The organism is Curtobacterium sp. MCBA15_001 (assembly GCF_001864835.1).
Taxonomy (GTDB): Bacteria; Actinomycetota; Actinomycetes; order Actinomycetales; family Microbacteriaceae; genus Curtobacterium.
On record NZ_MJGI01000025.1, the window covers coordinates 272,874 to 292,419 of the forward strand.

At 71.3% G+C, this 19,546-nt stretch carries 15 protein-coding genes; 14 read left to right on the plus strand and 1 reads right to left on the minus strand.

The genetic code is table 11. The features are described from left to right. The first annotated feature begins 58 nt into the window (after positions 1 to 58). From pyrR to BIU90_RS13295, 12 genes are read left to right on the plus strand one after another with little or no spacing between them, the layout of a single operon-like run. Positions 59 to 676 (plus strand): bifunctional pyr operon transcriptional regulator/uracil phosphoribosyltransferase PyrR, encoded by a 618-nt coding sequence (gene pyrR / locus BIU90_RS13240; protein ID WP_139195274.1) that lies wholly within the window; start codon positions 59 to 61, stop codon positions 674 to 676. Continuing rightward, complete coding sequence (locus tag BIU90_RS13245) at positions 673 to 1,653, plus strand: aspartate carbamoyltransferase catalytic subunit (protein ID WP_071300667.1); 981 nt, start codon at positions 673 to 675, stop codon at positions 1,651 to 1,653. The genes pyrR and BIU90_RS13245 overlap by 4 nt, the downstream gene beginning before the upstream one ends. Further along, positions 1,650 to 3,011: a dihydroorotase gene (locus tag BIU90_RS13250; RefSeq protein ID WP_071300668.1), complete on the plus strand. Its 1,362-nt coding sequence runs from the start codon at positions 1,650 to 1,652 to the stop codon at positions 3,009 to 3,011. Before BIU90_RS13245 ends, BIU90_RS13250 begins: the two co-directional genes overlap by 4 nt. Further along, positions 3,008 to 3,553, plus strand: coding sequence for a hypothetical protein (locus BIU90_RS13255; RefSeq protein ID WP_071300669.1), 546 nt, complete (start codon positions 3,008 to 3,010; stop codon positions 3,551 to 3,553). The genes BIU90_RS13250 and BIU90_RS13255 overlap by 4 nt, the downstream gene beginning before the upstream one ends. Beyond that, on the plus strand, positions 3,550 to 4,749 hold the full coding sequence (gene carA, locus BIU90_RS13260) for a glutamine-hydrolyzing carbamoyl-phosphate synthase small subunit (protein ID WP_071300670.1): 1,200 nt from the start codon (positions 3,550 to 3,552) through the stop codon (positions 4,747 to 4,749). The genes BIU90_RS13255 and carA overlap by 4 nt, the downstream gene beginning before the upstream one ends. Beyond that, positions 4,749 to 8,042, plus strand: coding sequence for a carbamoyl-phosphate synthase large subunit (gene carB, locus BIU90_RS13265; protein WP_071300671.1), 3,294 nt, complete (start codon positions 4,749 to 4,751; stop codon positions 8,040 to 8,042). Before carA ends, carB begins: the two co-directional genes overlap by 1 nt. A gap of 11 nt (positions 8,043 to 8,053) precedes the next feature. Beyond that, the gene (gene pyrF, locus BIU90_RS13270) at positions 8,054 to 8,947 is read left to right on the plus strand and encodes an orotidine-5'-phosphate decarboxylase (protein ID WP_254787052.1); all 894 of its coding nucleotides are present in this window, start codon (positions 8,054 to 8,056) and stop codon (positions 8,945 to 8,947) included. Continuing rightward, positions 8,944 to 9,855: a guanylate kinase gene (gene gmk, locus BIU90_RS13275; protein WP_071300672.1), complete on the plus strand. Its 912-nt coding sequence runs from the start codon at positions 8,944 to 8,946 to the stop codon at positions 9,853 to 9,855. Before pyrF ends, gmk begins: the two co-directional genes overlap by 4 nt. Positions 9,856 to 9,910: 55 nt before the next feature. Then, positions 9,911 to 10,177 carry a DNA-directed RNA polymerase subunit omega gene (rpoZ, locus tag BIU90_RS13280; RefSeq protein ID WP_056124209.1) on the plus strand — a complete coding sequence of 89 codons (267 nt, stop codon included), beginning with the start codon at positions 9,911 to 9,913 and terminating at the stop codon, positions 10,175 to 10,177. Positions 10,178 to 10,182: 5 nt separating this feature from the next. Next, a complete protein-coding gene (gene metK, locus BIU90_RS13285) occupies positions 10,183 to 11,397 on the plus strand; it encodes a methionine adenosyltransferase (RefSeq protein WP_071300673.1) in 1,215 nt (404 codons plus the stop codon). Positions 11,398 to 11,406: 9 nt separating this feature from the next. Next, positions 11,407 to 13,401 carry a hypothetical protein gene (locus BIU90_RS13290; protein ID WP_071300674.1) on the plus strand — a complete coding sequence of 665 codons (1,995 nt, stop codon included), beginning with the start codon at positions 11,407 to 11,409 and terminating at the stop codon, positions 13,399 to 13,401. A gap of 46 nt (positions 13,402 to 13,447) precedes the next feature. Then, on the plus strand, positions 13,448 to 16,690 hold the full coding sequence (locus tag BIU90_RS13295; RefSeq protein WP_071300675.1) for a hypothetical protein: 3,243 nt from the start codon (positions 13,448 to 13,450) through the stop codon (positions 16,688 to 16,690). A 60-nt stretch (positions 16,691 to 16,750) separates the two neighbouring features. Here the strand turns inward: BIU90_RS13295 and BIU90_RS13300 are convergent, their stop codons facing one another. Continuing rightward, the gene (locus BIU90_RS13300; protein ID WP_071300676.1) at positions 16,751 to 17,200 is read right to left on the minus strand and encodes a DUF4383 domain-containing protein; all 450 of its coding nucleotides are present in this window, start codon (positions 17,198 to 17,200) and stop codon (positions 16,751 to 16,753) included. Positions 17,201 to 17,303: 103 nt separating this feature from the next. On the opposite strand from BIU90_RS13300, the gene tdh reads away from it, so the two are divergent. Next, complete coding sequence (gene tdh / locus BIU90_RS13305; RefSeq protein WP_071300677.1) at positions 17,304 to 18,365, plus strand: L-threonine 3-dehydrogenase; 1,062 nt, start codon at positions 17,304 to 17,306, stop codon at positions 18,363 to 18,365. Beyond that, on the plus strand, positions 18,366 to 19,546 hold a 1,181-nt coding region (locus BIU90_RS13310), incomplete at its 3' end, for a glycine C-acetyltransferase (RefSeq protein WP_071300678.1).

Consider the following 19,546-nt stretch of genomic DNA (forward strand, 5'->3'; position numbering starts at 1 on the left):
GGTTGACCACGTCAGCATCCTTTAAATGCCGTCCAGAGAGGCGGGGAAGGAGGTCGGCGTGGGTACCAGAACGGTCCTGCAACACCCCGACATCACGCGTGCTCTGACACGCATCGCACACGAGGTCCTCGAAGCCAACCACGGTGGCTCGGACCTGGTGCTCCTGGGCATCCCGACCCGGGGAGCAGTCCTGGCCGAGCGCCTCGGCCGGGTCCTGGCCGACATCGAGCCCGAGTGGGAGTCGGCCCGCGGCGGGATCGGCACCGAGCGTGTCGGCACCCTCGACGTCACGATGCACCGGGACGACCTCGGCCGCGGCATGGGTCGGGCGCCACACCGCACGACCATCCCCGCTGGCGGCATCGACGGCAAGGTCGTCGTGCTCGTCGACGACGTGCTGTACTCCGGCCGCACGGTCCGGGCAGCGCTCGACGCGCTGCAGGGCATCGGTCGGCCGCGGGCGGTCCGGCTCGCGGTCCTGGTCGACCGGGGGCACCGCGAGCTGCCGATCCGGGCGGACCACGTCGGCAAGAACCTGCCGACCGCGTCCGACGAGCGCGTGACGCTCCGTCTCACGGAGACGGACGGCACCGACGAGGTCGTCATCGAGCAGCCCGAGGCACCCGCACAGCCCGAGGCACCCGAACAGCCGGAGACGCAGGAGGCCAGCGCGTGAAGCACCTGCTGTCCACCGCCGACCTGTCCCGCGCCGACGCCGTCCACATCCTCGACGTCGCCGAGGAGATGGCCGAGGTCAACACCCGCGAGGTCAAGCGGCTGCCCGCCCTGCGCGGCAAGACCGTCGTCAACCTGTTCTTCGAGGACTCCACCCGCACGCGGATCTCGTTCGAGGCCGCCGCCAAGCGCCTCTCCGCCGACGTCATCAACTTCGCCGCCAAGGGCTCGAGCGTCTCCAAGGGCGAGTCCCTCAAGGACACCGTGCAGACCCTCGGCGCGATGGGGATCGACGGCATCGTGATGCGGCACGGCGCCTCCGGGGCCCCGCGGGTCCTCGCCGACGCCGACTGGATCGACGTGCCGGTCGTCAACGCCGGGGACGGTACCCACGAGCACCCCACCCAGGCGCTGCTCGACGCGTTCACGATGCGTCGTCGGATCCACGGCGCCGCGAGTCGCGGGCAGGCCCTCGACGGGGTCCGCGTCCTGATCGTCGGCGACGTCCTGCACAGCCGCGTCGCCCGCAGCAACGCCTGGCTGCTCCGCACGCTCGGCGCGCACGTCACCTTCGTCGCGCCGCCCACGCTGCTGCCGGCGGTCGACCGCCCGTTCGGCGCCGCGGTGCACCACGACCTGGACGCCGCGCTGGCCGAGGACCCGGACGTCGTCATGATGCTCCGCATCCAGCAGGAGCGGATGCACGACGCCTTCTTCCCGAACGAGCGCGAGTACACCCGGCACTTCGGCCTGACCGCGCCGCGCGCTGCGCGGCTGCCCGAACGCACGCTGATCATGCACCCGGGCCCGATGAACCGCGGGCTCGAGATCGCGGGCGTCGCCGCCGACGACCCCCGCTCGACCGTCGTCGAGCAGGTCGCCAACGGCGTCAGCGTCCGCATGGCCGTCCTGTACCTGGCGCTGACCGGGTCGGACAACGCCGCCCACACGACCACGACGAAGGAGCCCGCCGCATGAGCGCCCACCTGATCCGCGGAGCCCAGCTGGTCGACGGCACCCGTGCCGACATCCGTCTGGAGGGCGGACGCATCACCGCGGTCGGGTCCGGTCTCGACACGGCCGGTGCCACCACCGTGGACGCGGACGGCCTGATCGCCCTGCCTGGTCTCGTGGACCTGCACACGCACCTGCGCGAGCCCGGCGCCGAGGAGTCCGAGACGGTCCTGTCCGGGTCCCGCGCGGCTGCGGTCGGTGGCTTCACCGCGGTCAACGCGATGGCCAACTCGAGCCCGGTCGCCGACACCGCCGGGGTCGTCGAGCAGGTGCAGGCCCTCGGCGACGACGCGGGCTACGTCACCGTCCGCCCGATCGGCGCCGTGTCGCAGGGGCTGCAGGGCACGCACCTGTCCGAGATCGGTGCGATGGCGACCTCGCGCGCGAAGGTCCGCGTCTTCTCGGACGACGGCTCGTGCGTGTCGGACCCGCTGCTGATGCGTCGGGCGCTGGAGTACATCAAGGGCTTCGGCGGTGTCCTGGCGCAGCACGCGCAGGAGCCCCGCCTGACCATCGGCGCGCAGATGAACGAGGGCCGGCTGTCGTCGGAGCTCGGGCTCGCCGGCTGGCCCGCCGTCGCGGAAGAGGCGATCATCGCCCGGGACGTCCTGCTCGCCGACCACGTCGGAGCACGCCTGCACGTGTGCCACGTCTCGACCGCGGGCAGCGTCGAGGTGATCCGCTGGGCGAAGTCCCGCGGCATCGACGTCACGGCCGAGGTCACGCCGCACCACCTCGTGCTCACCGAGGACCTCATCGCCGGGGTGGACGGTGCGCCCGGCTACGACGCCAAGTACAAGGTGAACCCGCCGCTGCGTGCTCGCGAGGACGTCGACGCCCTCCGTGCCGCGCTGGCCGACGGCACGATCGACATCGTCGCGACCGACCACGCCCCGCACACGGCCGAGGCGAAGTGCTGCGAGTGGCCGGCCGCCGCGAACGGCATGGTCGGTCTCGAGTCCGCGCTGAGCGTCGTGCACGCCGCGGTGGTCGAGGACGGCCGGCTGGACTGGGCCGACGTCGCCCGGGTGCTCTCGAGCGCCCCGGCCAGCATCGGGCAGGTCGAGGGCCACGGCCAGGCCGTCGCCGCGGGTGCTCCGGCCGAACTGACGCTGTACGACCCCACCGCGGTGCGCGACTTCGCGGTCACCGACCTGGCCGGGCAGTCGCAGAACTCGCCCTACCTGGGGATGCGCCTGCCGGGCCGCGTCGTCGCCACCTTCCACCACGGCCAGCCGACCGTCCTGGACGGCGTGCTCGTGGACGCCGAGACGGTCGCGGCGAACGCCCGCGCCGCGCGGGGGCAGCAGGTGGGCGCATGAGCGGCGACGCCGCACGCTGGCTGCTCGGCGGCGTCATCCTGCTCGCGGTGGTGGCGCTGTTCGTCGCCATGGCACGCACCTGGCGGACGCGGGTGCGCAGGCAGGCGGAGGCCGTGCCTCCCGTCCGTGTCCCGGACCACCCCGGCACGCTCGTCGGGTCGTGGGACGGGTTCTCCGTCGCGACGACCCGCGCGGAGCAGCCGCTCGAACGCATCACCGCCGGCGGGCTCGGCTTCCGCGGCCGCGGCGGGCTGAGCGTGCACACGGAGGGCGTCGTGCTGCACCTGGCCGGGGCCGACGACCGCTGGGTCGCCGCCGACGCACTGCGCGGCGCCGACCGCGCGACGTGGGCCATCGACCGCGTGGTCGAGCCCGGGGGACTGGTCCGTCTGCGATGGACGGCGACCGGCGCCGCAGGTGCGACGGACCTCGACACCTACTTCCGGTTCCCGCAGGACGACGCGGCAGCGCTCGTCGCCCTGCAGGAGCTGTCGACGAAGCACAACCACCCGCACACCGCGGGCGAAGGGACGAACTCATGACACGCGAACGGGCCGTGCTGGTCCTCGAGGACGGCACTCGGTACGACGGCTGGGCCTACGGTGCCCGCGGGCGCTCCCTCGGCGAGGTGGTGTTCGCGACCGGCATGACCGGGTACCAGGAGACCCTGACCGACCCCTCGTACGCCGGGCAGATCGTGGTGCAGACCGCGCCGCACATCGGCAACACGGGCGTCAACGACGAGGACCCCGAGTCCCGGCGCATCTGGGTCGCCGGGTACGTCGTCCGCGACCCCAGCCGCGTGGTGTCGAACCACCGCGCGACCGCCTCGCTCGACGACCACCTGGTCCGGGACGGCATCGTCGGCATCTCCGGGATCGACACCCGCGCGCTCACCCGGCGCATCCGGGACGCCGGGGCGATGAAGGGCGGCGTCTTCAGCGGTCCCGACGCCACGCTCCCCGCCGACGAGCAGCTGACCCTGGTCCGTGAGCAGGCAGCGATGGCCGGGCAGAGCCTGTCCGCCGCCGTCTCGACCGACGCCGAGTACGTCGTGCCCGCCGTGGGCGAGCAGATCGGCACGCTGGCCGTGCTCGACCTGGGCGTGAAGGCGTCGACCACCCGCTACCTGGCGCAGCGTGGCTTCGAGGTGCACGTGCTGCCGCAGGACGTCACCATCGAGGCGATCCGCGCGCTCGCACCGGACGCCCTGTTCTACTCGAACGGCCCGGGTGACCCGGCCGCCAGCGACGCGCAGGTCGCGCTGCTGCAGGAGAGCCTGCGGGACGGGCGACCGTTCTTCGGGATCTGCTTCGGCAACCAGCTGCTCGGACGTGCGCTCGGCTTCGGCACGTACAAGCTGCCCTTCGGCCACCGCGGGATCAACCAGCCGGTGCTCGACACCACGACGGGCAAGGTCGAGATCACGAGCCAGAACCACGGCTTCGCGGTCGACGCCCCGCTCGGGCAGGTCATCGAGTCCCCGGCGGGCTTCGGTCGCGTCGAGGTCTCGCACCACTCGCTCAACGACGACGTGGTGGAGGGCCTCCGGGCGCTCGACATCCCCGCGTTCAGCGTGCAGTACCACCCCGAGGCCGCCGCGGGGCCGCACGACAGCATGTACCTGTTCGACCGCTTCCGGGACATGGTCGTCGCGCGTCGGGACGGTGCGCCGCTCGACGCCGCCACCGCCGACGCCACGACCCCTGCAGCCGACACCACCAAGGAAGCGAACTGATGCCCAAGCGCTCCGACATCTCCTCCGTCCTCGTCATCGGCTCCGGCCCGATCGTCATCGGCCAGGCTGCCGAGTTCGACTACTCCGGCACCCAGGCGTGCCGTGTGCTGCGCGCCGAGGGCATCCGCGTGATCCTGGTCAACCCGAACCCGGCGACGATCATGACCGACCCCGACTTCGCCGACGCGACCTACATCGAGCCGATCACGAACGCCTCGCTCGAGGAGATCATCCGCATCGAGCAGCCGGACGCCGTCCTGCCCACGCTCGGTGGCCAGACCGCCCTGAACGCCGCCATCGCCCTCGACGAGGCCGGCATCCTGGCGAAGCACGGCGTCGAGCTCATCGGCGCCAAGGTCGACGCGATCCAGCGCGGCGAGGACCGGCAGCTCTTCAAGGAGCTCGTGCTCGAGTCCGGCGCCGACGTCGCCCGCAGCCACATCGCCCACACGCTGGAAGAGGCGAAGGAGTACGCGAAGGACCTCGGCTACCCGCTCGTCGTCCGACCGTCCTTCACGATGGGCGGGCTCGGCTCCGGGTTCGCGTACAACGAGGCCGAGCTCGTCCGGTTCGTCGGCGACGGCCTGCAGTCGAGCCCGACGACCGAGGTCCTGCTCGAGGAGTCGATCCTCGGCTGGAAGGAGTACGAGCTCGAGCTGATGCGGGACAACCACGACAACACGGTCGTGGTCTGCTCGATCGAGAACGTCGACCCGGTCGGCGTGCACACCGGTGACTCGATCACCGTGGCGCCCGCACTCACCCTGACCGACCGCGAGTACCAGAACATGCGGAACATCGGCATCGACATCATCCGCCGCGTCGGGGTCGACACCGGCGGCTGCAACATCCAGTTCGCCGTGGACCCGTCGAACGGTCGGCTCATCGTCATCGAGATGAACCCCCGCGTGTCCCGCTCGAGCGCCCTGGCGTCGAAGGCCACCGGCTTCCCGATCGCCAAGATCGCCGCGAAGCTCGCCATCGGGTACCGGCTCGACGAGATCCAGAACGACATCACCCGCGTCACCCCGGCCAGCTTCGAGCCGACGCTCGACTACGTCGTGGTGAAGACCCCGCGCTTCGCGTTCGAGAAGTTCCCGGCCGCCGACGCCACGCTGACCACGACGATGAAGAGCGTCGGCGAGGCGATGGCCATCGGTCGGAACTTCGCCACCGCCCTGCAGAAGTCGCTGCGGTCGCTGGAGAAGCGCGGCTCGAGCTTCCACTGGGACACCCCGGCCGCCGAGCTCGACAAGGACGCGCTGCTCGAGAAGTCGAAGGTGCCCACCGACGGTCGCATCGTCACGGTGCAGCAGGCGATGTACGCCGGTGCCACCGTGGAAGAGGTGTTCGCCGCGAACGCGATCGACCCGTGGTACCTCGACCAGATCCAGCTCATCAACGAGGTCGCGGCCGAGGTGCGCGACGCAGCGACGCTCGACGCGGACACGATCCGCTGGGCGAAGGAGCACGGCTTCAGCGACGCGCAGATCGCGTCGTTGCGGAGCACCGGCGACACGACGGTGACCGAGCAGGACGTCCGAGACCAGCGCCACGCGGCGGGCATCCGTCCGGTCTTCAAGACGGTCGACACCTGCGCCGGCGAGTTCCCGGCCCTGACGCCGTACCACTACTCGTCGTACGACACCGAGACCGAGGTCGCGCCGAGCGAGCGCAAGAAGGTCGTCATCCTCGGCTCCGGCCCGAACCGCATCGGTCAGGGCGTCGAGTTCGACTACTCCTGCGTGCACGCGTCCTTCGCGCTGAGCGACGCCGGGTTCGAGACGATCATGATCAACTGCAACCCCGAGACCGTCTCGACCGACTACGACACCTCGGACCGGCTGTACTTCGAGCCGCTGACCACCGAGGACGTCCTCGAGGTCATCGAGGCCGAAGCCGCATCCGGCGAGCTCGTCGGCGTCGTGGTGCAGCTCGGCGGCCAGACGGCGCTGGGGCTGGCGAAGCCGCTCGAGGCCGCCGGCATCCCGATCCTCGGCACGAGCCCGACAGCGATCGACTCCGCCGAGGAGCGTGGGCAGTTCTCCGCCATCCTCGAGCAGGCCGGGCTGCTCGCACCGCGCAACGGCACGGCGCACGACCTGGCCAGCGCGACCGCCGTCGCCGAGGAGATCGGGTACCCGGTCCTGGTCCGCCCGTCGTTCGTGCTGGGCGGCCGCGGCATGGAGATCGTCTACGACTCCGCCGCGATGGCCGACTACTTCGACCGGATGGCCGATCAGGCGATCATCGGCCCGGACCTGCCCCTGCTGGTGGACCGGTTCCTCGACGACGCCGTGGAGATCGACGTCGACGCGCTGTTCGACGGTGAGCGGCTGTACATCGGCGGCATCATGGAGCACATCGAGGAAGCGGGCATCCACTCCGGCGACTCGGCGTGCACGCTGCCCCCGGTCGGCCTCGGTCGCGCCGAGATCCAGGCCGTCGTCGACGCGACCGAGAAGATCGCCCGCGGCATCGGCGTGCAGGGGCTCCTGAACGTGCAGTTCGCGATCGGTGCCGGCGTGCTCTACGTCCTCGAGGCCAATCCGCGCGCCAGCCGCACGGTCCCGTTCGTCTCGAAGGCGCTCGGCATCGCCCTCGCCAAGGCCGCTGCGCGCATCATGACCGGCACCACGATCGACGGACTCGTCGCCGAGGGGCTGCTGCCGGAACGGGACGGCGCGTTCGTCCCGCCGCAGGCGCCCGTCGCCGTGAAGGAAGCGGTGCTGCCCTTCCGTCGGTTCCGCACCGCCGAGGGTCAGGTCGTCGACTCCGTCCTCAGCCCGGAGATGCGCTCCACCGGAGAGGTCATGGGCATCGACCGCGACTTCCCGCGGGCGTTCCTCAAGTCGCAGGACGCCGCGTACGGCGGGCTCCCGACGAGCGGCACGGTCTTCGTGAGCGTCGCGGACACCGACAAGCGCCAGGTCGTGCTGCCCGTGCACCGCCTGCAGCAGCTCGGCTTCACGATCATCGCGACGGAGGGCACCGCCGAGGTGCTCCGCCGGAACGGCATCCTGGTCGACGTGGTCGGCAAGTACAGCCAGGGCGGCGAGAGCGTGGTCGACCTGCTCGCGCGCAACGCGGTCGACATCGTGGTGAACACCCCGAGCGGTGCGTCCGGTCGCGCGGACGGCTACGAGATCCGTGCGGCGACGGTCGCCGCGGACAAGCCGATCTTCACGACGATCGCGCAGCTCGGCGCGGCCGTCGCGGCGATCGAGACGATCGGCACGCCACTCAGCGTCCGCAGCCTGCAGGACTACGCGCTGGAGCGCGCGGGTTGGTGACGCCCGGTTCCGTGGACACGGCACTGACGGGAGGCCCCACCCCGTTCGGTGTACGGCTCGCCGCCGCCATCGGGTCGCGTTCGGCACTCTGCGTCGGGATCGACCCCCACGTCGCCACCCTGGCGGCGTGGGGGCTCGGCCGCGACGAAGCGGGTCTGACGGCGTTCGGCCGCGTCCTGGTGGACGCGGCCGCGGGCCGCGCCGCCGTCGTGAAGCCGCAGGTCGCCTTCTTCGAGGCGGCTGGGGTGGCCGGCTACCGTGCGCTCGACGCGACGATCCGTCGGGCGCGCGATGCGGGCCTCCTGGTCGTCGCGGACGTCAAGCGCGGCGACATCGGGACGACCGGTGACGACTACGCGACCGCGTGGCTGGACCGGGACGGGCCGTTCGCGGCCGATGCGATGACCGTGTCGCCGTACCTCGGCTACGGGTCGCTGCGGGGGACGCTCGACGTCGCCCGGGCGAACGATGCCGGCGTGTTCGTCCTCGCCGCGACGAGCAACCCCGAGGCCCGGGTGCTGCAGACGGCGGTGCTCGCCGAGGGGCCGCGCGCGGGGCGGACCGTGGCGGCCGGTATCGTTCTGGACGTGGCAGACGACAACCCGGGCGTGGACGCGACGACCATCGGGGACGTCGGGCTCGTGCTCGGCGCCACCCTCGACCTGACGGACTTCGGCATCACCGAGGACGAGATCGGCTCGTCGCCGGTGCTCGCACCCGGGTTCGGGGCGCAGGGTGCCCGGATCGAGGACCTGCGCGCGCTGTACGGCTCGCGCGCCGAGCAGGTGCTCGTGAGCGAGTCCCGTGGGCTGCTCGGCGACGGTCCCGACGGTGTGGCGGCGCTCGTCGCCGACCGCGCCGACCGCATCCGTGCCGCACTGGCGACCACCGGGTCCGCGGCATGAGCGACCGCGCCGACCTGCCCGCCCATCGCAACCCGCCCGAGGTCGACCGGGCCGCCGCGGCACGGGCTGCCGTGGCCGCGCGACGCGCCCGGGCAGCCGTGAAGGCCGCGGTCGCCTCGGGGGAGCGCTCGGCGCTCGACGTCGCGCGGACGGCCTGGGCCGACGCGGAGGCCCCCGCCGAGAAGTCCCTGCGGGTCCGCGACCTGTTGACCAGCCTGAACGGCATCGGCCCCGCACGCGCGGAGTCAATCATGGGGACCCTGCGCATCGCGCCGTCCAAGCGGCTCGGCGGCCTGGGTTCGCGGCAGCGCGGTGCCCTGTCGGACTGGCTCGTCACCCGGGGACGCAAGCGGGGGACGTCGAAGCTCGTGGTGCTCGCCGGTCCCACCGCCGTCGGCAAGGGGACCGTCAGCGCGTACATCCGCGAGCAGTACCCGGACGTCAACCTCAGCGTCTCCGCCACGACCCGGAAGCCCCGTCCGGGCGAGGTCGACGGCGTGCACTACTTCTTCGTCGACGACGACGAGTTCGACCGCATGGTCCGCGACCGCGAACTGCTCGAGTGGGCCACCGTCCACAACTCCTACCGGTACGGCACGCCGCGGCCGCCGATCGACCGCGCGCTCGACGCCGGCGACAAGGTGATGCTCGAGATCGACCTGCAGGGCGCACGCCAGGTCCGGGACGCCATGCCCGAGGCCGTCCTGGTGTTCCTGCTGCCGCCCACGTGGGACGAGCTGGTCCGTCGGCTCATCGGCCGCGGCACCGAGTCCGCCGCGGAACAGGCCCGTCGACTCGAGACCGCGAAGGTGGAGCTGGCCGCGCAGGACGAGTTCGACGTGCGCATCGTGAACTCCGATGTCGGCACCGCGGCACAGGAAGTCGTAGACTTGTTCACTGCGCCCTAGCCGGGGGCGCCCGTGCTCACCGGGCACACACCATCTTCTGTCGACTGGAGACACCATGGCCAACCCCCAGGGCATCATCGACCCGCCCATCGACGACCTGCTGTCCAAGGTGGAGTCGAAGTACGCGCTCGTCATCTTCGCGTCCAAGCGCGCCCGCCAGATCAACGACTACTACGCCGACCTGCACGAGGGCTCGCTCTTCGACAACGTCGGACCGCTCGTCGACTCGACGATCGACGACAAGCCGCTGTCGGTGGCCCTCCACGAGATCAACGAGGACAAGCTCACCGTCACCAAGCAGCAGCCGCAGCCCACCGTCTGAGCCCGGTGACGTCCAGCACCCTGCGCCTGTTCACGTCCGAGTCGGTGACGGAAGGCCACCCCGACAAGATCTGCGACCAGATCTCGGACACCATCCTCGACGCGCTGCTGGCCGTCGACCCGCACGCCCGTGTCGCCGTCGAGACGATGGTGACCACCGGGCTGGTGCACGTCGCGGGCGAGGTCACGACCTCGGGCTACGTCGAGATCCCCAAGCTCGTCCGTGACGTCATCACGGGCATCGGGTACAACTCGTCCGAGGTCAGCTTCGACGGCGCCACGTGCGGCGTCGAGGTCTCGATCGGCGCGCAGTCGCCGGACATCGCGCAGGGCGTCGACGAGTCGCTCGACTCCCGCTCCGGTGCCGGAGTCGACCCGCTCGACCGCCAGGGCGCCGGTGACCAGGGCATCATGTTCGGGTTCGCCACGAACGAGACCCCCGAGTACATGCCGGTGGCGATCTGGCTCGCGCACCGCCTGGCCGAGCGCCTGGCAGCCGTGCGCAAGTCGGGCGAGCTGTCCTTCCTGCGCCCGGACGGCAAGACCCAGGTCACGGTCGGGTACGACGGCGTCGTGCCGAAGACCGTCGAGACCGTCGTCGTGTCGACGCAGCACTCCCCGAAGGTGACGCTGGACGAGCTCACCGCGGCGATCACCGAGCACGTCATCCGCCCGGTCCTCGACCTGGTCGACCTCGACGCCTCGCACGTGGACGTCATCGTGAACCCGACCGGTCGGTTCGAGATCGGCGGACCGCAGGGCGACGCCGGACTCACCGGACGCAAGGTCATCGTCGACACCTACGGCGGGGCCTCCCGTCACGGTGGTGGCGCGTTCAGCGGCAAGGACCCGTCCAAGGTCGACCGTTCCGCCGCGTACGCGCTGCGCTGGGTCGCGAAGAACGCCGTCGCCGCCGGGCTGGCCGACCGCCTCGAGGTCCAGGTCGCGTACGCGATCGGCCGCGCGAAGCCGGTCGGGCTGTACGTCGAGTCCTTCGGGACCGGCCACGTCGACGACGCCACGATCGAAGCCGCCATCACGGCGGTGTTCGACCTGCGTCCCGCCGCGATCATCCGCGACCTCGACCTGCTCGTGCCCCGGTACGCCCAGACCGCGACGTACGGCCACTTCGGCCGCGAGCTGCCCGGGTTCACCTGGGAGCAGCTCGACCGCGTCGAGGAACTCCGCCAGGCCGCAGGACTCGTCGCCGCTGCCGTCTGAGGCAGCCGCGTGACCACCGTCGCGCGCGTCGTCCTCGACTCGCCGCTCCCGCAGCTCGACCGGTTGTTCGACTACCGGGTGCCGGCCGAGCTCGAGGACGACTGCGTTCCGGGCGTCCGGGTCAAGGTCCCCTTGCGGACCGGGGCCCGGATGTCCGACGCCTACGTGATCGAGGTCGTGTCCGAGGGGGACTGGCCCGGCGAACTCAGCGCGATCGAGACGCTCGTCAGCCCGGTGCCGGTCCTGGCGCCGGAGATCTGGAAGCTCGCCCGTGCCGTCGCCGACCGAGCCGCGGGTGTGGCGTCCGACGTGCTGCGCCTGGCCGTGCCGACCCGCCAGGTCCGGGTCGAGAAGGCCTGGCTCGCACGCGACCCCGCCCACGTCCCCGACCCGGTGGACGCCCCGGCCGTGACCGGGTACGCCCCCGGGGTCGTCGAGGACACCCTGGCCGCGAACGGTCGCGCCGCGGTGTCCGCGATCCCGCATCCGGTGCAGCTCGAGGTCGAGGGCGGCGACCCGGTGTGGGTGCCCGGGTGGGCGGCGACCCTCGCCCAGGCAGCGGCTCGCACGGTGGCGGGGGAGCGCTCCGCGGTGCTGGCGGTCCCCGACTTCCGCGACCTCACAGACCTCGAGCGGGCGCTGCACGCGCTGCTGCCCTCGGACCGGGTCGTCCGGTTCGACGCCAAGCAGACCAACGGCCAACGGGCGAAGGCGTTGCTGCGCGCACGGACCCACGCGGTCGTCGCGATCGGCAACCGCACCGCGATGTACGCCCCCGCGGACGACCTCGGCCTGATCGCGATGTGGGATGACGGCGACGCGTCCTTCATCGAACCGCGCGCCCCGTACGTGCACACCCGGGACGTCGCCCTGGTCCGTGCGGCGCAGTCCGGGGCCGCGCTGCTGTTCCTGGCGCACGCGCGCAGCACCGACGTCCAGCGGCTCGTCGAGCTGCACTGGCTCGACGACGTGACCCCGCTCCGCGCCGCCGTCCCCAAGGTCATCCCGACGCTGCAGCAGGTCTCCGCGGAGGGCTTCGCCGCCCAGGCGCGGATCCCGAGCAGCGCCTGGCGTGCCGCCCGCGAGGCCAGCCGGACCGGCCCCGTCCTGGTCCAGGTCGCCAACCCCGGGTTCGGCACCGGGCTGGTCTGCGCCGACTGCGGCGAGCGTGCGCACTGCCGCGTGTGCGGTGGGCCGCTCGGCAGCCCGACCCACGGCGCCGTGCCGCAGTGCCGGTTCTGCGGCGCGCTGGCGGTCGGGTACCGCTGCCCGACCTGCGGTGGCGGCAAGGTCAAACCGGTCGGGCAGGGGGCACAGCGGACCGCGGACGAACTGGGGCGGGCGTTCCCGGGGACGCAGATCATCGTCGCGGACGGGTCCCGCCCGGTGGACGAGGTCCCGACGAAGCCGGTCGTCGTGGTCGCCACCCGCGGCGCCGAGCCCTCGACGCCGGGCGGCTACGCCTGCGTCCTGCTGCTCGACGGCGAACGGATGCTCGCGCGGGAAGGGCTCCGGGTGCAGGAGGAAGTGCTGCGCTTCTGGACGAACGCGGCGGCCAAGGGCGCTCCGGGAGCGGAGACGTACCTGGTCGGCATCGGTGGCCGACTCGCCACGGCGATGGCGCTCTGGAAGCTCGACGTCCCCGCGCACGACGAACTCGCCGACCGACGTGAGCTGTTGTTCCCGCCAGCGGTCCGTGTCGCGACGCTGACCGGCACGGAGCAGGCGGTCACCGCGGCGGTCGAGGCACTCGGCGAGGCGCTGGTCGGGCCGGTGCTCGGACCGGTCCCGGTCGAGGACCCGGTGTCGGGCTCGACCGCTGGCACGGTGCGGGCGATCGTGCGCTTCCCGTACGCCCACGGGGCCGAGGTGACAGCGACCCTCAAGGCCGAGGTGATCCGTCGGTCCTCGACCAGACGCGTGCTGCCCGGGGGCAACCGGCGTCGTGCCGCACCGACGCTCCGGGTCCGGCTCGACGACGCCGAGCCGTTCTCCGAGGTCTGACCCTGACTGCGCTACGGTGACCACGGGCGGAGTCGATGGGGGACTGATGGGGACGGCATCGGGTGGGGTCGCGACCGCAGCGGGTCTGCGCTTCCAGTACTTGGCCGCACTCGACGCGGTGCTCGACGCCCTCGACACGACGACGGACTTCCTGTTCGACTCGGAGTCCGAGGCGGATGACGTCGTGGACTTCGCCATCCGCGATCCGGACGGCAACCACTTGCTCGTCGTTCAGGCAAAGGCAGCGGTCGACGGCGCGGACGGAGCCACGGTCGGTGTGGCCGAGTTGTTGGAGATCGCCGCTCGTCTCGTGGCGATCGATTCCGAGCGGTACCGCGTCGTCACCAACCGAAGGCTGGGGCCGTCCTGCGGTCCTCTGGTGGCGCTGTTCGATGGCTCTCGGGAGCCGATGTCGGCCGTCGATCTCGTCGGGAAGCTGCCCCACGGATCCGCTGCTTCGGTTGTGCGGATCCTGCGTGGCCTGGGTCCGGATGCACGAGCGCGCCTGCGTCGCGTGGAAGTGGTGGAGCACATCGGACCCGACGCTCTCGGGGAACCCGTCATCGCTCGTCGAGTAGCGGCGATGCGCCGCAACAATGCATCGGCGGTCGGCGTGCAGGCCTCGACAGTTCTGACGAAGTACCTCGTGACCGAGATGTTGCGCCTCTCAGCCCGTCGAGAAGACCGGTCGATGTCACGCGACCAGGTGACGCGTCTGGTGATGCTGGAGGACACAGTCCTCGCGTCAGTGCTCGGACGGCATGAGCGAGGAAAGCCGATCGGATCGCCGCCCCCGGTTCCGACGATCACCCGGACGGCGCTGCAGCAGGCGGTCGAGGCTCATCTCACATGGCCGCCGGTCGAGCGTGCCACGCGGCGATTGGTCATCACCGGGCTCTCCGGGATCGGCAAGAGCGCGCTCGCTCGCGCATACGAGGCCGCGAACGCGGGACGCTACGACGTACGGCTCTGGATCGACGCAACCTCGCCGGCCACGATCGAAGCTGATGTCCGCGGGTTCCTCGGCGACGCGCTCGGAGACCGTGATCCTGCGGCCGCGTTCCGGAGTGTCGTGGAGCAGTCAACGGCTTCCTGGCTGGTCGTGTTCGACGGGGCGACCGGGCGGGAGGCGCTGGCCCAGTGGGTTCCGGACTCCGCCCTGATGGATGCCATCGCGACCTCCGTGGACTCGACGAGGTGGAGTCGTTGGCACCCGGTCGGCGCCACCGAGATGGATGACGACGAGGCCACCGATCTGCTGCTCGACCGTTTGGCGATGCGTGACCTCGACGAGCGCTCGAAGGAGTCTGCCGAGCGGCTCGTGCGACACCTCGGCCGCTGGCCGTTGGCGATCGAGCTCGGCGCGGCCCACCTGGCTCGCTCGGGGCACGGTCTTGATGGTTCCGTCGGCTATCTGGATCGTCTCCGCGAGCGCATCATCGATGACCGCGCACTGGTCCCGCCTGACTACGCGAGCCACCCGAGTCTCCTGGCTGCCGTGCGCATCGCCCTGGAGGAACTCGAACGGTCCCAGGACGCGAACCTCCCGCTGACCGGACGTGCGCTCCTCGAAGCCGCGACGTTCTTCCCGGAGAGCGTGTCGATGCGTCTCGTCGCAACCACCGCGGCGACATCCCGAGCGTCGCTGACGGTACCGGAGACGCCGGACCCGATCGACGTCGACGATGCGTGCGTACCGCTCCACGCGACCGCACTGGCTCGGCGGTCGACATCGTCCGGAGCGCTCGCTGACCGTCTGCACACGAACGAAGTGGTGCTCTACCTGGTCCGGATGCAGCTCGACCAGCGCTCCTTCGAGCGCCTCGCCGTCGCGGCGCAGATCGTGGTCGACGACTTCGTCCGGTCGCACAGCGAACGCGAACAGTACGCGGCCGTTCGCGCCGCGCTGCCGGCAGTGATGGTCGCGATCGACCGCTGCTCGGAGGCAGCGCTGCTCATCGATCGGGGTCTCCTCACCATCGGGAACATCGCTGAGTTCTTCTCGGTCGCGGGCGAGTTCCGCGCAGCCGGAGCGTACTTCGCGATGGAACTCGCCACGCTGGATCGCAACGCGATCGATGCACCCTCACTCCGCGCGAAGATCCAGGTGAAGCGCTGCGTCGTCCTCCTGCATCTCGGAGTGGACACCGATGACCAGATCGCGGTCGTCGACGATGCTGTCGAGCAGGTCGAGCGGGCTCGTTCGCTGCTCGAGGGAGCCGAACTCCAGCAGCTGACGTTCCAGCTCCGACAAGTGATCGATGCGATCTCCATGAGCAGCTCGTCGCCGACCGCCGCGACCGTCGGACGTTGGCGGGCGGCGCTCGTCCGGTGGTCCGGCACGGCAACTCCCGATCACCACGGCCAGGCAGAGATCGAGGGTCACCTGCGCCGCGGCGACGGTTCTGCGGCCCTGACGATCATCGAAGAACGACTGCGGTCCGCTCCTCCTGCATACATCGCCGTCCAGCTCCGAGCCGGTCGGGGAGAGGCGTTGGCACTCCTCGGGAGGTGGATCGAGGCTCGCGATGCGATCGTCGGCGCGATCGTGTCTGCTGTGGAATCGGGCCTCGGGGCTGGCACGCTCGTCTCAACGGGCATCACGATCCTGCAGCTGGCCACCACCGCGACGCTCACAGGAGGCGAACCCGAGGCCCGCGCCGCGGCGCAGAGCCTGGCGAGGGAGATCGACGGTGTCGGTGTGGAGCTCCCGCAAGATGCCGCCAGACTCGTGCTGTACCGGACAGCGCTCGCTGCTGATCGCGGAGCTGTCGGGCGAGTGTCGGCTGCCCTCGAAGCCGTCGACCGTTCCGCGCTCGTCCCGACCGGGCTCGTGCGTGACGTGCGTTTCGACCACTGGACGATCGCAACGGTCGGCCGGCTCATCGACGCACGTTCGGCTTGTGGTGGTGCCCCGGCCTTCCTGGTGGACGCGGTGCGAGGCGTGCACGACCACGAACTGTGGATCGGGGCGCGGGGGACGACCGCTGACGAGGTCGGACGTGCGACCGAACTGACGAAGGCGTCGGCGTCATGGCGAGTGGGAGCGGACGGGGTCGACATCGTCCTCGACGACGGCCTGCGCCGTGCGCTGCTCCGGCTCCCCCTCGCTTCTGCGGGTTGGTTCTCAGGACCGGATCTGCCGGTCGTCGAGTCCGTCGCTCAGCTGGGTTCCTTCCTGACGGAGCGCCCAACGACGTGCACCGTACTCGTGTTCTCTGACCTCGACCGAGGGACCGTCATGCGGATGCCCCTTGCAGCAGGCCACACTGCAGCACAGCCCCTGTGAGACTCGCTCGTCATCGCGCGGTCTCGGCCGGCGCCCGGCTGCCGCCGCCGGCGCGCCCGCTCAGGCCCGGCGCGCCCCGACCCGGGGCAGGAACACGCCCAGCGCGACCATGCCGCCCGACAGCAACAGGTGCAGCCAGTTGTCGGCGGTGTTGAGCGGCACGAAGTTCGCGCCCGAGTCGTGCCCGGCGGTGAAGAGCCCGTAGACGAAGAGCACCAGGTAGACGATCCCGCCGATCACCAGGTACATCCGCGATCCGGTCGACCGCGAGGCCGCGACCAGCCCGACCACGCCGAACAACAGGTGGACGACGTTGTGCAGCACGGAGACCTGGAACAGCCCGAGCAGCATGGCCATCGACCCGTGCCCGGCTCCGGCGAGCGACCCGGTGGTCAGCCCGGGGACGAACCCCGCGATGCCGACGAGCAGGAACACGATGCCGACGACGAGCGTGGCCTTCTGGATGGAGGAACCGGCGAACCGGGTGGTGGAGGTGAGGACGTCTGCCATGCATGCGAACGTACCCATGCGTCCGGGCACCCGTTCCGATGTGGAAGGGTGGGGGTGGGCGGTCACGAGTCGCCCACCAGCAGACCCACGACGAGGTGGACGCATGCGCGCGTTGTACAAGCCCGAGGCCGCACCCGGCCTGGTGATGACCGAACGACCCGATCCGGTGCCGACCGACGACGAGGTCCTGATCCGCGTGCTGCGCACCGGGATCTGTGGCACCGACCTGCACATCCGGCGGTGGGACGACTGGGCGGCGTCGGCCGTGGTCGCGCCGCTGGTGCCGGGGCACGAGTTCTGCGGCGAGGTCGTCCAGGTCGGCTCGGCGGTCCGCGACGTCGCCGTGGGGGACCTGGTCTCCGGCGAGGGGCACGTCGTGTGCGGGACCTGCCGGAACTGCCGCGCCGGTCGCCGCCAGATGTGCATCCGCACCCGAGGGGTCGGCGTGCAGCGGGACGGGGCCTTCGCCGAGCTGTTGACCCTGCCCGGGGCGAACGTGTGGGTGCACCACGGCAGCGTCGACCCCGAGGTCGGGGCGCTCTTCGATCCTCTCGGCAACGCCGTGCACACCGCGCTGGCGTTCCCGGTCGTGGGGGAGGACGTGCTGGTCACGGGCTGCGGCCCGATCGGCCTGATGGCGATCGCCGTCGCGCGCCACGCCGGAGCCCGGTTCGTGGTGGGCACCGACGTCAGCACGAACCGTCTGGCGATGGCGACCGACATGGGCGCCGACCTGGCTGTCGACGTCGGCGGTGACACGGACGCCGCCTCCGCCGCGATCCGTGCCGCCCAGCACGGCCTCGGCATGCGCGAGGGCTTCGACGTCGGCTTCGAGATGTCCGGCGCCCCGACCGCGCTGCCGTCGATGGTCGCGAACATGAACCACGGTGGCCGGATCGCGATGCTCGGTCTGCCGTCGAGCGCGATCGCGGTGGACTGGGCGCTCGTCGTCACGCACATGCTGACGGTGAAGGGCATCTACGGCCGCGAGATGTTCGAGACCTGGCAGGCGATGAGCTCGATGCTCGCCACGAGCAGCACGCTCCGCGACCGCATCGGGTCGCTGGTCACGGCGCGCTACCCGGCGCGCGACTGGGAGCAGGCATTCGACGCAGCAGGCAGCGCAGACGGCGGCAAGGTCGTCATCGACTGGACGGAGATGTAGATGTACGGCTCGATCAAGGACCACCTCGCGGGCGAGCTCGCGGGCATCGAGACAGCAGGACTGACCAAGCACGAGCGCGGCATCACCGGGCCGCAGCGGGCGTCGATCCAGGCTGACGGTGCCCGGCTGCTCAACTTCTGCGCGAACAACTACCTGGGCCTGGCGGACTCGACCGACCTGGTCGACGCCGCCAAGGACGCCCTCGACCGCTGGGGCTACGGCATGGCCAGCGTGCGGTTCATCTGCGGCACGCAGGACCTGCACCTCGACCTCGAGCGACGGGTGTCGGCGTTCCTCGGGACCGAGGACACCATCCTGTACTCGTCGTGCTTCGACGCGAACGGCGGCCTGTTCGAGGTCCTGCTCGGGCCCGAGGACGCGATCATCTCGGACGAGCTCAACCACGCCTCGATCATCGACGGCATCCGGCTCAGCAAGGCCCAGCGCTTCCGGTACCGCAACCGCGACGTGCAGGACCTCGAGGCGCAGCTCGTGGCGGCCGGGGACGCCCGCTTCCGCGCGATCGTGACGGACGGGGTGTTCTCGATGGACGGGTCGATCGCCCCGCTCGCCGCGATCTGCGACCTGGCCGACCGCTACGACGCCCTCGTCATCGTCGACGACTCGCACGCCATCGGCTTCGTCGGCGAGCACGGCCGCGGCACGCCCGAGCTGTGCGGGGTCGCCGACCGGGTGGACGTGTACACGGGCACCTTCGGCAAGGCACTCGGTGGGGCCTCGGGTGGCTACGTCGCGTCACGACAGGAGATCGTCGACCTGCTCCGGCAGCGCTCCCGCCCGTACCTGTTCTCGAACTCGCTGGCACCGGTGATCGCCGCCGGCACCGTCGCGGCGCTCGACCTCATCGAGCGCTCCGACGACGCCCGAGCTCGACTGGTGCAGAACGCCGAGCGTTTCCGGAGCCTGATGACCGACGCCGGGTTCGACCTGCTCCCGGGCGAGCACCCGATCGTCCCGGTGATGTTCCACGATGCCGCCCTGACGGCCCGGGTGGCCGCTGAGATGCAGGAGCGCGGCGTGTTCGTCACCGCGTTCAGCTACCCGGTGGTGCCGAAGGGCCGGGCCCGGATCCGGGTCCAGCTCTCGGCGGCGCACACGGACGAGCAGATCGACGCCTGCGTGCGGGCGTTCACCGAGGCACGGGCGGCAGCGACGACGAC